This is a genomic window from Archangium sp. (genome assembly GCF_036277355.1).
In the GTDB taxonomy this organism is placed as follows: Bacteria; Myxococcota; Myxococcia; order Myxococcales; family Myxococcaceae; genus Archangium.
Genome location: NZ_DASUNC010000046.1, coordinates 214,247 through 226,926, shown reverse-complemented (window position 1 = coordinate 226,926; position 12,680 = coordinate 214,247). Strand labels below are relative to the sequence as shown.

Genomic DNA, 12,680 nt, shown 5'->3' with positions numbered 1-12,680 from the left:
CCCCACATGAGCCTCTCCGATTCCGAACGCGCCCACATCCAAGAAGCCCTGCAGAACCAGCGCAACGCGCTCGCCGTGACGCGCATCACCGGAGACCCCGCGGAGATCGGCAAGGGGCTGGTGCACCTGGCCGAGCTGCACGGCATGCTCGAGGACCACGCCGAGAGCCGCCGCCACTACGAGGAGGCGCTGAGCAGCTTCCAGACGGCCGGGGACAAGTACGGCCAGGCGCAGGCGCTCTTCGGGCTCGGGGTGGTGAGCGCCCACTTCGAGGACCATCGGCGCGCCATCGAGCACATCTCCGGAGCCACGGCGCTCTTCAACGAGCTGAAGGATCAGGAGAACGAGGCGCTGTGCCGGGCGGCCATCGGCGAGTCGCTGCGCTCGCTGGGCCATGCCAAGGCGGCCGAGGAGAAGTACCAGGAGGCGCTGCTGCTGTACCGGCAGGCGAAGAACGGGCCGCGGGTTGCCCAGCTGCTGCTGGACATCGGCGACATCCGCATGGAGGCGGGCGAGTACGAGGCGGCGCGCAAGCGCTTCTCCGAGGCACTGCCCCTGCTGGAGAAGGAAGAGGATCCGGAGCCGCTGGCGCTGTGCCGGCTGCTGCTGGGCGAGGCCGAGGGCCTGCTGGGCAACCACGAGGCGGCGCGTCCGCACCTGCACGCGGCGGCGGAGCTGTACGAGCAGCTGCACGATCATGCCTACGAGGCGCGGGCGCGGTGGGACCTGAGCATCGCGTGCACCTTCGTGCAGGACTGGAAGACCGCGCGCGCCGAGCTCGAGACGGTGATTCCGCTCTTCGAGGAGCAGGGACGCGCCGACGACGTGGCCAAGGCCCGGAAGGTGCTGGCCCACTTCGACGCGCGCGGGGTGTGAGGGAATCCACTTCTACGTACGTAGAAGTGAAAGCGGTGCTCGACCGTCAGGCGTGGAGTCCCGCGCCCACGGCCACCGCGAGCAGTCCCAGGACTCCGGCGGCGTAGAGCGCGTACTTCCACTCGCCCCGGAGACCCAGGCTGGTGCCGGCCACCACCAGCCGCACCACGGGGGTCACCAGCAGCGCCGAGGCCGCGCCCTTGCGCAGCACGTCGATGCCCACGTGGACGGTCTCGGAGCGGGGCAGGAACTCCAGTCCCAGCGAGGCGAGGAAGAGCGCTCCACTGCAGAGGGCGCCTCCCCGGAGGAGCCGGGAGATCCACTGCTCGCCCGCATCCGCGCGCCCGGCGGTCTCCGGACTGCCCGCCACGTCCGGGATGACGGGCACCTCGGAGGCCGTCCGGGGCAAGGGAGGTGCCGTCTTCGCTCGGACAGCACCCTCCAGGTTGATGGGAATGGCCCCCGTCACCACGGGGGATGCTGCACTCGTCGTCATTTCGGCAGGCTCGGCCACAGTCCCTCCCCTCCCTTCCACAGCATCTGTGCCGCCACCACCAGCAGCACCAGAGCGAACAACCGCCGCAACACCGAGGTGGGCACGCGCGGCATCAGCCGGCTGCCCACGGACGCGCCCGCCAGCACCCCCACCACCAGCGGCGCCACCAGGTCGAGCTTCACGTGCCCGCGCCAGGCGTAGGCGGCCACGCTCGCCGCCCCCGTCACGCCGATCATCAGGTTGCTGGTGGCGCTGGCCACCTTGAAGGGCACCCCCATGCCGTAGCTCATCAGGGGCACCTTGAGCGGACCCCCGCCCACCCCCAGCAGCGCCGACAGGCTCCCGGCCACGAAGGAGCCGGAGATGCCCAGCGGGTAGTTGGTGGGCACGTACGTCTCGGTGCACTGCTCCGGCCGCGGGCTGGACAGCAGCATCTGCGCCGACACGTAGAGGGTGAAGAGACCGAACACCAGGGCCACCCACGCCGGCGCCAGCAGGCCCGCCACCATCCCTCCAGCGATGGCCCCCATCACCGTGGCCAGCTCCAGCGTCAACCCGAGGCGGATGTCACTGAGCCGGCGCTCCACGTAGCTGGCGGCCGCCCCACAGGAGCTGGCCACCACACACATGAGGCTCGCGGGGACGGCGTCCTCCAGCGGAACCTTGAAGCCCAATACCAGGGCGGGGACGAGGATGACCCCTCCACCTACACCCAGCAGTGCGCCCGTGAGTCCCGCGAGGACACCGGCGGATATCAAGAGGAGAAGCGTCATACCCACGAAGAGGATAGGGGCCGCCTCGCGGATCGGATAGCGGCATTCCCCTTGACGTCCGGTGCTCGATCGGCCGGTTGCTCTTCGTGCGGGGAATGCTCATGCGGCGCATGCACCGATGGTGCCTTCGGGGAACTCCTCGAGGAAACGCGCGCGGGCACGCGGAGTGAAGATGCCGCGCGCCATGTACGCCAGCAGACGCCGCAAGACGGCGCGGGACTGATCCACCGCGAGCTCCACCTCGGCGGCGAAGTCGAACGAGTCGTTGCGGTACAGCTCCTGGAAGCTGAGCTGTGACCAGGCAGGCAGGGCACGCATCCGCCCCAGGGGGCTGGAGAGATAGAGGCCCGCGAGGTAGAGGCCCCGCGCCCACCCGTCCACCTGTTGTTTGGTGGGCGCTTGCTGCAGCGTCTCCTGCGAGGCCAGCCGCACCAGCTCGTAGATGCCGCGGCCGATGCCCTTCACCGGGAAGCCGGAGCTCTTCACCACCTCGAACTTCGAGCGCAGGCGCGGGCTGCCCACCAGATCCACCCCGTGCAGCTCGCGCAGGTAGAAGAGCGTCTGCGTCCATTCTATCTGCCGGTGCGCCGCGAGCGCGTGCTCGCCCCGGCGCCGGTGGCGCACCACCAGGCGGTCCACCCGTGGATGGAGCGCGCGATCCAGGGACAGGTGGGTGAAGTAGCCGGCCAGCAGCGCCAGTCCGGCCTCGGTGCCCACCAGGGCTCCGGCGGCGACCAGCTCGGCCATCTTCAGCCCCATGCCCACGGGCGCCTTCTCGTGGTACAGCCGCGCGAAGTGGGGCCAGTCCTGCCCCGAGTAGCAGGCGCGCAGCCCGCCTCGGACGCCCTCGCACAGGGGCAGGTCGGGCAGCGCCGCGCCGAAGCGCGCGTAGGCCAGGTCCTCGGCCAGGGCGCGCACGAAGTCCTCGGGCAGGTCTCCCGGGTTGGCCGCCAGTCTTTCGATCGCCGTCAGGTGCAGCAGCAACGAAGGCATGGGCCACCACGTAGCCGCCGGGCGGCGTCCATGCAATGACGGAACGCTCGACCGTTCTTGCCTGAAACATTCGTGGCGCTACAGTCGCCACCCCCTATTTCCAGGAGCCCGTGTCCCTCATGAACTACAGCTTCATCTCCGGCGAGGCCGCCCGCGCGAGCGGCGAGCTGCTCGTGATTCCCCTCTTCGAAGGCGAGACCGGGGACAAGCCGCCCGCGCCGCTGGCCGGTGTCGACACGGCCTTCGAGGGCCGGCTGCTCACCGCCGCCACCCAGGAGGGCTTCAAGGGCAAGGGCGAGCAGACCTTCGTGATGCACGCCCACGGCAAGCTCGAGGCCGAGCGCGTGCTGCTGCTGGGCCTGGGCTCGCGCAACAAGTACAACCCCGAGGTGCTGCGTCTGGCGGCCGGCCGTGCCGCGAAGACGGCCCAGCGCCTCAAGGTGCGCACGCTCGTGTTCACCGTGCCCGAGACCCAGGACGCCATCGCCGCCCTGCGCGCCGTGGTGGAGGGCCTGGAGCTGGGCGCCTACCGCTTCGAGCGCTACAAGTCCTCGGCGAAGGAGGAGAAGAACGCGCCCAAGCTGACCACGGTGCGGCTGGCGCTGCCCGGCGGCGTGGACAAGACGAAGGAGCATGATCAGGCGGTGGCGCTCGCGCAGCGCGTGGCCGAGGCCACCAACTGGGCGAGAGACCTGGTCAACGAGCCGCCCAACGTCGTCAACCCCGAGGCGCTCGCCCGCGCCGCGCAGGACATGGCGAAGGAGGCCGGCATCAAGGCCACCGTGGTCGGCCGCAAGGAGATCGAGCGGCTGAAGATGGGGATGTTCCTCGGGGTGGCGCAGGGCAGCATCAACGAGCCCAAGCTCATCCACGTGGAGTACACGCCGAAGAACGCGAAGCACGCCAAGAACGCCCCGGTGGCGCTGGTGGGCAAGGCGATCACCTTCGACTCGGGCGGCCTGTCGCTCAAGCCCACCGACTCCATGGTGGAGATGAAGACGGACATGGCCGGCTCGGCCGCGGTGCTGGGCGCCATGCGCGTCATCGCCACGCTCAAGCCGCCCTTCCCCGTGCACGCCTTCATCGGCGCGTGCGAGAACATGCCCTCGGGCACCTCCTACCGGCCCAGCGACATCCTCACGTCGCGCCTGGGCAAGACGGTGGAGATCACCAACACGGACGCCGAGGGCCGCCTGGTGCTCGGGGACGTGATGACGTGGGCCAACGAGCACAAGCCGGCGGTGATGATCGACCTGGCCACGCTCACGGGCGCGTGCGTCATCGCCCTGGGCAACTACATCGTGGGCGCCTTCGGCGAGCACGACGGCGCGGTGAACGACGTGCTGGACGCGGCGCGCGCGGCGGGCGAGGACATGTGGCGCCTGCCGGTGAGCGAGCTGCAGAAGGACGTGCTGCGCTCGGAGGTGGCGGACATGAAGAACTCCGGCGAGCGCTGGGGCGGCGCCATCAACGCGGCCCTGTTCCTCAAGGAGTTCGTCGGTGACACGCCGTGGGTGCACCTGGACATCGCCGGCCCGTCGGTGAGCCCCAAGGAGCGGGGTTACCTGGGCAAGGGCGGCACGGGCGTGGGCGTGCGCACGCTGGTGGAGTACGTCCGCCGCCGCGCCAGCCAGCAGGAGGGAAGCGAGGCCACCGAGGCTCCCGCTTCCAAGCCGGCGCGCGGCGGCAAGCCGAAGGCCTGAGCCTTCTTCAGGTCTGCTCGGGCGAGACGGGCAGCGGGCGGACGCTCTCGAAGAGGGCGTTCACCGTCTGCGCCACGTCCTCCGGTGCGGAGGCCGGCCAGGTGGCGAGCATCAGGAAGACGCGATCGGCACCGCCGTCGCGCACCACCACCCGGCCCCGCACGTTGTCCCCCACGGCGAAGTAGAAGCCCACGGCGCTGTCGGACATGGGCAGCGGCTCGATGTCGCTGGTGACGAAGCCCGGCTGGCTGCGCAGGCCCATCGTCAGACGCTCGGCGAACTGGACGGGCGAGGCCACCGCGGGCGCCACCTGCAGCACCACCTGCGCCTGGGTGGTGGGATCTCGCAGGACGACGGGAATGGCGAGCCCCTCGGGGGTCTGCTCGTCCGTCTGATCCAACTGCCACGTCCCACCGGGCTGGATGAGCTCGAAGCCCATCGACTCGTCCACGTAGCGGCGGGAAGCCAGCTCCTCGGAGTGCATGGACTGCCGACGGGCCGACACACCCGAACCACCCGTCCCCGGCTCCGAGGGCTCACGCACCGCCTGCTTCGCCCCGCTGCATGCCGTGCACAGCGCGAGCAAGCCCCACCCCAACAACCGCCTTGCGTCCATGTGTTCTCCCCGACCGGATGGCCTTGGGAGCAACCTGGGGACGGGGCCCCCCCATGGCCAGGGGAGTGTCAAATCCCGAAAGCGCCGCTGTCAGGCGGTGGAAACTTCCTCGGCGATGGAACGCGCGGCGCTCAACGGATCCACCGCGGTGTGGATGGGACGTCCCACCACGAGCAGATCCGCGCCCGCACGCACCGCGAAGGCGGGCGTCTCCGCGCGGCTCTGGTCTCCCTTGGCCGCACCCGCGGGGCGGATGCCGGGCGTGCACAGGAAGGGCGTGGGGCCCAGCTCGCGGCGGAAGGCCTCGGCCTCGCGGGGCGAGCACACCAGCCCGTCCACGCCCGCGCCCACGGCCAGCCTCGCCAGCCGCAGCGCCGCCACGTCCGGAGCGCCGGAGAGGCCCACCGCCGTCACGTCCTCGGCGGACATGGAGGTGAGCACCGTCACCGCGAGCACCCGGGGCGCCTCGTGGCCCTTCGCCCGGGCTCCCTCGCGCGCACCCTTCACGGCGGCCTTCAGCATGGCCTCGCCCCCGGCGGCGTGCACGGTGAGCAGGGACACCCCCAGGGCTCCGGCGCGCGCGGCCGCCAGCTCCACGGTGTTGGGGATGTCGTGCAGCTTCAGATCGAGGAACACCCGGGCGCCCAGCTTCTGGAAGGCGGCCACGGCGGCGGGGCCGTGCTCGACGAAGAGCGAGAGGCCCACCTTCGCGTAGCCCACGTGGGGCGCCACCTGCTGGTAGAGGCGCAGGCCTTCTTCCAGCGGGAGATCTGCGGCGAGCGCGAGCTTGTCGCGCGCCTGGGAAGCGTCCGTCACGAGAGTCCCTCCTGGAGCTCGCGGTAGCTGCGGTAGAGCCGCTCGGACATCTCGCCCGGCAGCACGTTGCGCGCGGAGAACAGCGCATAGGAGACGAAGGCGTCGAGCGCCTCGAGCGTCATGGCGCGCGCGAGCGCCTCCCCGCCACTGGAGACGTTCTGGCGGATGCGCGCCACGTCCACCCGGCCGTCCGGGCCGAGCGTCACGCCCTCGTAGGCCGACTCCAGGCCCTGCTGGGGCGACTCGAGGAAGCCCTTCATCAGGTCCGGGTTGGCGCCCGCGAGGCGCAGCGCGGTGTGGATTTGAGCGAGCAGCGCGTTGAAGCGATCCTCGGGGCCCAGGGGCGCCACGGGCGGCGGGGGCACCGCCAGGAAGGTGCCCGAGGCCCGCCGCATGGGCGGCGCCGTGGCGCTCTTCTTCTGCACGAGCAGCGCCCCATCCCGCGTGCGCTCCTCCACCCAGGTGAGGAAGGAGTAGAGGCTGCCCTCCCAGACGGAGCGCAGCGAGCCCAGCGTGGTGCCGTGGGCGGCCGTGGCGAAGAGGGCCTCCTCGCCGGGAGGCGGAGCCTCGGGGCCGGCCACCACGGACGTGTCGTCCGGGAAGTGCTTGCGCAGGCGCGCCACCACCTCGCCGCGCTTCATGCCCTGGAGGACCAGGTCTCGGGTGCGCTCCTGGAGCTTCACCGAGTCGCCCTCGGGCGGACGGCCCTCGAGGAAGAGGAAGCTGCCCTCGGACATCTCGAAGAGGTTGAGCACCACCTCGCGCACCAGGTACGTCATGGCGCTGTAGAGGTTGGCCTCGGAGAGGAAACCCTCGCGGGTGAGCACCGCGCCGATGCGCAGGGTGGGCGTCACCTTGCCGAGCGCCTGGTGCAGCTGCTCGGGCGTGACGAGCCCCAGCTGCACCACCACGGCGCCGAGCCGCTCATGGTGCACGCTGGAGACGGCGAAGATGGGCTGCCCGTCGCGGAAGCTGACGGTGCGCTGCACCAGGCCGTGTTGAAGGATGAGCTGGCCGCTGCGGATGCCGGAGAGGATGTGGCTGAGCACCTCTTCCACGGACAGGGAGCTGAGGCTGCCGGCGAAGAAGCCGGTGAGCGCGGCGGGCTCCCGCAACAGCACCATCCCCTCGGGTGCATGGAAGTGCGCCACGAGGGGACGGCCGGGGGACAGGCTGGCGGCGAGGGGGCGCTCCAACTCGAGCACGCCCGGCTCACCGCTCAACCCGACACGAGGCGTGGCCTTGGGTCGTTGCGCCACGCGGAGGGGTCCTACTTCTTCGCCTGGAGCTCGGAGTCGATGACGCTCTTGAACTCGTCGAAGGGCTGCGCGCCGGACAGCAGCACGCCGTTGATGAAGAAGGCCGGGGTGCCGTTGACGCCCACCTTCTTGCCGTCGGCCATGTCGGCCTGCACGATGGCGGCCTTCTCACCCGAGTCCAGGCACTTGTCGAACTTGCCGGTGTCCAGGCCCAGCTCCTTGGCGTAGCCCTTGAGCGCCGGCACCTCGAGCGCCTTCTGGTTGGCGAAGAGCTTGTCGTGCATCTCCCAGAACTTGCCCTGGTCCTGCGCGCACAGCGCGGCCTCGGAGGCCTTGGGCGCCTGCGCGTGGAAGTCCAGCGGGAAGTGGCGGAACACCAGGCGCACCTGGTTGGGGTAGGCCTTCAGCACCTGGTCCACCGTCTCGATGGCGCGGCTGCAGTACGGGCACTGGAAGTCGCTGAACTCCACGATGGTGATGGGCGCGTTCTCCGGGCCCTTGGCGGCGCCCGTGGCGGCCACCGTCTTCCGCTCGCGCGGCGGCTCGGGCAGGGTGATCTGCACGTTGGCGCCCTTCTTCAGCTCGGCGAAGAACTCCCGCGCGCGCTCCTGCTTCTTGGAGCCGCTGAGGAAGTCGACGATCTGCGGCTTCACCTGCTCGAAGGTGGTGCCCGGGGGCAGCCGCTCCTTGGCCTCGTCGTACATCTTCTTCAGCTCCGCCTCGGGCGGCTGCGGAACCTTGTCGTCGACCTCGGCCTTGATCAGCTGCTCCTCGGTCATGTTGCGCTTCTTGGCCTCGGCCTGCACCAGGCGCTCCACCACGAGCCCGTCGATGCCCTGCTTGCGCAGCTGGTACTTCTGCTTGTCCAGGTTGGCCAGCTGGTCCTTGATGCGATCGTTGAGATCACCGTAGGTGATCTTCTGACCGTCACCGTAGGTGGCCACGACCGTGTCCGGGCTGGGCTCGCCAGCGGCGGCGGGGGTGGGAGTGGTCGCCGTGGCAGCGGCGGCCGGGGCCTTCTCCTTGTTGCATCCGGAGAAGAGGGAGACCGCCAACAAGGCGGCCAGAAGCGTGGAAGTGGAGCGCATGAGCATGGGTACGGGTCCTTAGTCGAGAAAACCCCGTATCCGCAAAGAAATTTCTCATGCCCTCGCGGGCGCGCTTCTTGTCAGGCGACCAGCGGCTCGAGGCCGATCTCCGGCAGGCGCAGCTCGGGCAGCTCCAGGTGCTTGCGGGCCGGGACGATCTCGTAGCTGGAGGGGTCCGCCAGCACGGCCTTCACCAGCTTCTGGTTGAGCGCATGGCCCGTCTTGAAGGCCTTCAGGTGGCCCACCACCGGACGGCCGAACAGGGAGATGTCTCCCACGGCGTCCAGGATCTTGTGGCGCACGAACTCGTCCGGGAAGCGCAGGCCGTCCGGGTTGAGGATGGAGAACTCGTCCACGACGATGGCGTTCTCCAGCGAGCCGCCGCGCGCCAGGCCCATCTTCTTGAGCATCTCCACGTCCCGGAGGAAGCCGAAGGTGCGCGCGCGGGAGATCTCCCGGTGGAAGCAGCGATCGGAGAACTCCAGATCGAAGGACTGCCCGGTGATGAGCGGGTGCTTGAAGTCGACGGTGCAGGAGATGCGGAAGCGGTTGGCGGGCGAGAAGCTCGCCTCCTTGTCACCGTCCGTCACGGAGACCGTCTTCTTGATGACGAGCAGGCGGCGGGGCTCCTCCTGCTCGCGCAGGCCGGCCTCGGCGATCAGCGCGGCGAAGGGCGCGGCGCTGCCGTCCATGATGGGCACCTCGGGCCCGTCCAGCTCCACGCGCACGTTGTCCAGCCCCATGCCGGCCAGCGCCGACATCAGGTGCTCCACCGTGCTCACCTTCACGCCGTCCTTGCCCAGGGTGGTGGCCAGCGACGTGTCCACCACGTACTCGGTGAGGGCGGGGATGGAGACCGGGCGAGGCGTATCCGTACGCACGAAGACGATGCCGTGATTCACCGGCGCCGGCAGCAACGAGAGGTTCACCGGCGCGCCGGAGTGGAGCCCCACGCCCTGGCAACGGACGGGGTGCGAAAGGGTGCGCTGGTTGTACGAGGTGTAAGCCATGTTCGGTGTCGCCTCTGAATCGATGCGGGTGCTGCTCCGCCCTCCCCTACCCAGGGAGAGGCCCGTCAATGTTCACTGCCCATCTGACGCGCCGCGTATCGATGCAAACCACACGCCACTGAAGCCATGCTCCGGAGGGTCACCGCTGGGGTGCCCGGGGCTCTCCAAGTGTTGGAATCCACTGGAGTTTCTGGCTGGTTCGCCGGGGTGACCCGAGCTGCCCGTCACCCTTCCCCCCTCGACTCGCTGTGCACCTACCCCGTCACCGTGACAAATGTGTCAGAACTTCCACACGCCGCACCCCGTCATGGCGCATCATTGACGCGACCCCATAACGCAAGCAGATGCCTGGAATCAAACGGTTGACGAACGAATCCGTGACACAAGGCGTACTTACGGTGACGGATTCACGACAACGGTTTCACCGGGTGGCGGCGAGGAAGCGGTCCCGGAGCAGTTCGGCCTCGGCCCGGTCGAAGTTGAAACCCCGGAGCTGGGCGCGGCGGCTGACGGCGGCGAAGGTGTTCTCCAGCACCATGGAGAAGCCGCGCAGGTCCTCGATGAGGCGGGTGCGCACGGCGGGGCCCTCGGGCGGCCAGGGCAGCTCGGTGAGGAGCGCGCTGAACCGGTCGAAGGCCTCGTAGTCCACGTAGCGCAGCAGCTGGTAGCTGCCGTCCTGGAAGTAGCCGAGGAAGGCCACGATGCTGGAGATGACGGCCTCGGCGGAGGGGACGTCGTCGTTGCGCAGGTGCCCCTCGGCGGCGCGGCACAGCTGGGCGAAGACCCACAGATCCTTGCGCAGACGCTCGGCGGCCTCCATGGACGAGGAGAGCTGCTCGAAGGGGGCCTCGCCGGAGGCGGCGCCGGGAGAGAGCGCCTCGGTGAGGGCCACCACCTGGGTCTGGAAGAGCTGGGTGAAGGCGTAGGAGGCGCGGGCGGCGGCGGCGCGATCCCGGTCCAGCTCCACGAGCACGTCCCGGGCGATGCGCTCCGTCTCGCGGGCGATGTCACGGGCGGCGCGCAGGCACGCGGCCTGGAGGGGCTTGGGGCCGGCCTTGGGGGCCAGCTCGTTCTTCAGGTAGCCCACGAGCCCGATCGCCTCGCTGCGCACCAGGGCGAGCAGCACGCGCACACGGCGGGGGATGGGGCCCTGAGAGTCCTGGCTCACGTAGGCCAGGTAGTGCAGCAGGCGGAACAGGCCCAGGTAGGCGGTGGTGAAGAGGGGCCGCGTCTCCGGGGGCACCGTGGAGAGCAGCGACAGCAGGCGCACCGAGCGCAGCCGGTCATACTCCAGGCGGAACTCGGTGAGCCGGAAGGGCCGGAAGTAGCGGTTGAGGACGATCTCCCGCAGGACGAGGTTGCCCACGTCGTTGAAGAGGCTCAGTCCGCACACCGGCAGCTGCAGCAGGTGATCGATGAGGTTGCGCAGCGACTCGAAGGACTGGCGCAGGACGAAGAGGCTCTCCTGGGGCGTCTCCTGGTCCAGCTCGCCTTCGATGCGCGTGCGGCGCATGTTGTCGTCGGCGAGCTGCGTCTCGACGTAGCGGCGGAACTGGAGCTTCTGGTCCGAGTCCGGATCCAACAGGTGCCGGGCGAGGCGGATGGCCTGGCTGAGGGTGGCGCGGACGTCCTTGAGCTCCTCGCGGAAGTCGCGGGTGACGAGCGGCTTGTCCTGGGGATCGATGACGCCGTTGTCGTAGAGGTGGACGTAGCGCTCCACGGCGCGCAGGAGCATCTCGAACTCGAAGAGGAGCTCCTCGCGGGCCTCCACGGGCAGGGCGCGCAGCCAGCGCTCGCGCTCGGAGAGGAAACCGGCGCGGTTGCCCTGCGAGGCGCGGACGAGCTCCTCGTAGAAGTCACGGGGAACGCGGGACATGGAAGGAGCCGGGACGGCGGTGGCGGTGGTGCTCACCAGAGGGACCCCTGCCCACCAGAAGTGGGCGCCTTCTTGTTGAAATAGCTGTACGCATGGTGCGTGGCCGTGCGGCCCCGCGGCGTGCGCTGGAGGAAGCCTTCCTGGAGGAGGAAGGGCTCGTACACGTCCTCGATGGTATCGCGCTGCTCGCCCACGGCGGCGGCGATGGTCTCCACGCCCACCGGGCCCCCGCCGAACTTCTCGAGGATGGTGAGGAGGATTTTGCGGTCCATCGCGTCCAGGCCGGAGGCGTCCACGCCCAGGCGGGTGAGCGCCGTGGAGGCCAGCTCCTGGGTGATGCTGCCATCGCCCTCGACCTGGGCGAAGTCGCGCAGGCGGCGCAGCAGCCGGTTGGCGATGCGGGGCGTGCCGCGGGCGCGGGTGGCGATCTCCCGGGAACCATCGCGGTCCAACTTCACCCCGAGGATGCGCGCCGAGCGGTTGAGGATGAGTTCCAGGTGCTTGGGCTCGTAGTACTCGAGCCGCTCCTGGATCTGGAAACGGTCGCGCAGCGGCGAGGTGAGCAGGCCCGTGCGGGTGGTGGCGCCGATGAGGGTGAAGGGCGGCAGATCGATCTTCATCGCCCGGGCGGCGGGCCCGGTGTCGATGGTGATGTCCAGCCGGAAGTCCTCCATGGCCGGGTAGAGGTACTCCTCGATGGCGGCGTTGAGGCGGTGGACCTCGTCGATGAAGAGGATGTCGCGCTCGTTGAGGTTGGTGAGCAGGCCGGCCAGGTCGCCCTTGCGCTCGAGCGCGGGGCCACTGGTGACATGGATGCCCACGCCCAGCTCGTTGGCCATGATGTAGGCCAGCGACGTCTTGCCCAGACCCGGAGGCCCGGAGAAGAGGCAGTGATCGAGCGCCTCGCCGCGGGACTTGGCCGCCTGGACGTACACCTTGAGCTTCTCGACGACAGCGCTCTGGCCCACGTACTCGTCGAACGAGCGCGGACGCAGGGAGGCCTCGACGCGGACCTCGTCGTTGAGCGCCTCCTCGGAGAGTGTGTCGTCGGATTTCCGCTTCGCCTTCGCCATACCCCTCGTTCCTCTGCCGTCACCCTACCAGAACGGCCCCGGTGTCGCGGCTCCTCTCGTGGGGCTAGACTCGATGCCCCCCGCCGTCAGCCCGCCTGCCC

At 69.7% G+C, this 12,680-nt stretch carries 12 protein-coding genes; 2 read left to right on the top strand and 10 right to left on the bottom strand.

What is annotated here, in order from left to right; genetic code table 11:
- The first annotated feature begins 6 nt into the window (after positions 1–6).
- Positions 7–876 carry a tetratricopeptide repeat protein gene (locus tag VFZ09_RS12355; protein WP_329727730.1) on the top strand — a complete coding sequence of 290 codons (870 nt, stop codon included), beginning with the start codon at positions 7–9 and terminating at the stop codon, positions 874–876.
- 46 nt (positions 877–922) lie between these two features.
- On the opposite strand, the gene VFZ09_RS12350 is transcribed toward VFZ09_RS12355, so the two are convergent.
- The 3 genes from VFZ09_RS12350 to VFZ09_RS12340 form a co-directional block, all read right to left on the bottom strand.
- Positions 923–1,372 (bottom strand): hypothetical protein, encoded by a 450-nt coding sequence (locus VFZ09_RS12350; RefSeq protein WP_329727729.1) that lies wholly within the window; start codon positions 1,370–1,372, stop codon positions 923–925.
- Complete coding sequence (locus tag VFZ09_RS12345) at positions 1,369–2,145, bottom strand: sulfite exporter TauE/SafE family protein (protein WP_329727728.1); 777 nt, start codon at positions 2,143–2,145, stop codon at positions 1,369–1,371. The genes VFZ09_RS12350 and VFZ09_RS12345 overlap by 4 nt, the downstream gene beginning before the upstream one ends.
- A 99-nt stretch (positions 2,146–2,244) precedes the next feature.
- Entirely contained in the window at positions 2,245–3,138 is an 894-nt protein-coding gene (locus VFZ09_RS12340) for a hypothetical protein (RefSeq protein WP_329727727.1), read from the bottom strand.
- A gap of 119 nt (positions 3,139–3,257) precedes the next feature.
- Between VFZ09_RS12340 and VFZ09_RS12335 the strand changes: the two genes are divergently transcribed.
- The gene (locus tag VFZ09_RS12335) at positions 3,258–4,841 is read left to right on the top strand and encodes a leucyl aminopeptidase (protein ID WP_329727726.1); all 1,584 of its coding nucleotides are present in this window, start codon (positions 3,258–3,260) and stop codon (positions 4,839–4,841) included.
- A gap of 7 nt (positions 4,842–4,848) precedes the next feature.
- Here VFZ09_RS12335 and VFZ09_RS12330 read toward each other — a convergent pair whose 3' ends face one another.
- The 7 genes from VFZ09_RS12330 to ruvB all read right to left on the bottom strand — a co-directional run bounded on the left by VFZ09_RS12330 (position 4,849) and on the right by ruvB (position 12,579).
- Entirely contained in the window at positions 4,849–5,457 is a 609-nt protein-coding gene (locus VFZ09_RS12330) for a hypothetical protein (protein WP_329727725.1), read from the bottom strand.
- A 90-nt stretch (positions 5,458–5,547) separates the two neighbouring features.
- A complete protein-coding gene (pyrF, locus tag VFZ09_RS12325; RefSeq protein ID WP_329727724.1) occupies positions 5,548–6,273 on the bottom strand; it encodes an orotidine-5'-phosphate decarboxylase in 726 nt (241 codons plus the stop codon).
- Positions 6,270–7,532 carry a DUF4388 domain-containing protein gene (locus VFZ09_RS12320; protein ID WP_329727723.1) on the bottom strand — a complete coding sequence of 421 codons (1,263 nt, stop codon included), beginning with the start codon at positions 7,530–7,532 and terminating at the stop codon, positions 6,270–6,272. Before VFZ09_RS12320 ends, pyrF begins: the two co-directional genes overlap by 4 nt.
- Before the next feature lie 11 nt (positions 7,533–7,543).
- On the bottom strand, positions 7,544–8,626 hold the full coding sequence (locus tag VFZ09_RS12315; RefSeq protein ID WP_329727722.1) for a thioredoxin domain-containing protein: 1,083 nt from the start codon (positions 8,624–8,626) through the stop codon (positions 7,544–7,546).
- Between the two features lie 74 nt (positions 8,627–8,700).
- Positions 8,701–9,630 carry a UDP-3-O-acyl-N-acetylglucosamine deacetylase gene (gene lpxC / locus VFZ09_RS12310; RefSeq protein ID WP_329727721.1) on the bottom strand — a complete coding sequence of 310 codons (930 nt, stop codon included), beginning with the start codon at positions 9,628–9,630 and terminating at the stop codon, positions 8,701–8,703.
- 421 nt (positions 9,631–10,051) lie between these two features.
- The gene (locus VFZ09_RS12305) at positions 10,052–11,506 is read right to left on the bottom strand and encodes a hypothetical protein (protein WP_329727776.1); all 1,455 of its coding nucleotides are present in this window, start codon (positions 11,504–11,506) and stop codon (positions 10,052–10,054) included.
- A gap of 32 nt (positions 11,507–11,538) precedes the next feature.
- Positions 11,539–12,579, bottom strand: a complete 1,041-nt coding sequence (gene ruvB / locus VFZ09_RS12300) for a Holliday junction branch migration DNA helicase RuvB (protein ID WP_047856636.1) — start codon at positions 12,577–12,579, stop codon at positions 11,539–11,541.
- Between the last annotated feature and the right edge of the window lie 101 nt (positions 12,580–12,680).